This is a genomic window from Endozoicomonas sp. SESOKO3 (genome assembly GCF_024606255.1).
The window spans coordinates 1-1,735 of sequence record NZ_JAHHPR010000550.1 but is presented as its reverse complement, the minus strand read 5'-3'; the positions used below and the strand labels follow the sequence as shown (position 1 = coordinate 1,735).

Sequence of the window (1,735 nt, the reverse complement as noted above, 5' to 3'; positions counted from 1 at the left end):
GCGTGAACTGAGAGACCACCAGCAACCCACCAGCGGTGTCTTTCAAACCCAGATTCATTTTTCCGCCGTGATCGCTGAAAACCCGATATTTGAGTACTTTGTCCAGCAACTTATCCGCTTTTGCCTGATCATCGTCTTTTTCTACGCCCAGAAAGAGCAAAAGACCTGCTTCGATCTCGCCTACGGTTTCACCGTTCACCTTGACATGAGCAAACTGAACTCGCTGGATTAATCCGCGCATGGGTTATCCTACTCTGGAAGTGAAGAGTCGCCCCAGCTCTCACAGCCAGGGCTAAGAAGAACATCAATTGATCGAATTCAGGATTATCCGAACTTAACAGCCAACTTGTCCGTTGCAATCACCAGTGCGTCCACAATCCCTGGTTCGGAGGATGAATGACCCGCCTCTCTGATCACCTGAAGCTCGGCTTCTGTCCAGTGTTCAGCCAATACCTGTGCATTGTCCAGAGGACAGATCATATCGTATCGACCGTGCACAATAATACCTGGAATCTGGTCGATGTATTTCATGTCCCGGATAATCTGGTGGGCTTCAATAAAGCTATCATTTATAAAATAATGGGCTTCAAGCCGGGAAATGGCCTTTGCGTTGTGAGGCTCACTGCAAAACTCTTCAACATCGGGACAGGGTTTCAATGTGCTGATACGTCCTTCCCACAATGCCCAGTGTTTGGCAGCATTCATTTGTGCCAGCTCATCATCACCGGTCAAGCGACGGTAATAAGCTTCCAGCATATTACCTCGCTCACTTTCCGGAATGATTTCTGCAAAATGCTGCCAGTGATCCGGAAACACTCTGCCGGCCCCGTTCTCAGTGTAAAGCCAGTCAAAGTCCTTCTGTCGGGACAGGAAAATCCCTCTTAGTACCATAGCCATAACCCTTTTGGGGTGAGCTTGGGCATAGAGTAGAGAAAGGGTAGAGCCCCAGGAACCACCAAACAAAATCCACTTTTCAATATTCAGATGCTCCCGAATCTGCTCCATATCAGTGATCAGATTCTGGGTCGTATTCCCTTCCAGCTCAGCATGGGGAAGCGACCGGCCACAGCCACGCTGGTCAAAAAGGATGATTCTATATTTCTCAGGATCAAAGAATCGCCGCGCTTTTTCCGAAGTGCCGACCCCAGGCCCGCCATGGACAAACAGCACAGGAATACCATCAGGGCTCCCGCACTCTTCCACATAAACATGATGAACATCATCCACAGCCAGTTTGAAAACAGAGTATGGCTTTATAGCCGGGTAAAGCGTGCGCATGTTCCTTCCTTCAGAAGTCACTGAATCAAGCGTAGTCAGTCAGCTGAAAAACAGAGCGTCTGAGCTACCTCATGAACACTCTACAATACTCTTAAAAACCATGGTTTTCCAAGCCTTGTAGTGGGTTTGAAGTTCAGGGAACTTTTGTGCTTTTAAACTATCTGAGTTTTCATGACTGATAAAAAAGGCAAGGAGTGCTTATGTATAACGATGTAATAGCGGGCAGTAGCCGATGAACACTCAATTAACTCAAAGATCCATTGATCCATTAATCATTGCTCTGGTGTTCTCTGTAGCAATAGGTTTATCCCACGCTGCCGGGGTGAACTCCTTCCCACAGAATGATTCTGATGAGCTGAAGCGTTATCTCTCCAGCCACAATTATCGAACGCCTGAAAGCTGCAGCAAAAGCGCAGATAAGGGAAGTTGCTGGGCTCGTTCCATCATGAGCGTTCTC

The 1,735-nt window shown here is 47.8% G+C and carries 3 protein-coding genes; 1 reads left to right on the top strand and 2 read right to left on the bottom strand.

Annotated features, from left to right (window positions below; translation table 11 throughout):
• Together KDK18_RS09550 and pip are read right to left on the bottom strand one after the other, a co-directional pair.
• Positions 1-241 (bottom strand): D-aminoacyl-tRNA deacylase (locus KDK18_RS09550; protein ID WP_257254674.1); only part of this gene is annotated, 241 nt, incomplete at its 3' end.
• An 83-nt stretch (positions 242-324) separates the two neighbouring features.
• A complete protein-coding gene (gene pip, locus KDK18_RS09545) occupies positions 325-1,278 on the bottom strand; it encodes a prolyl aminopeptidase (RefSeq protein ID WP_257254673.1) in 954 nt (317 codons plus the stop codon).
• A gap of 232 nt (positions 1,279-1,510) precedes the next feature.
• On the opposite strand from pip, the gene KDK18_RS09540 reads away from it, so the two are divergent.
• The coding region (locus tag KDK18_RS09540) for a hypothetical protein (protein WP_257254672.1) at positions 1,511-1,735 on the top strand (225 nt) is incomplete at its 3' end.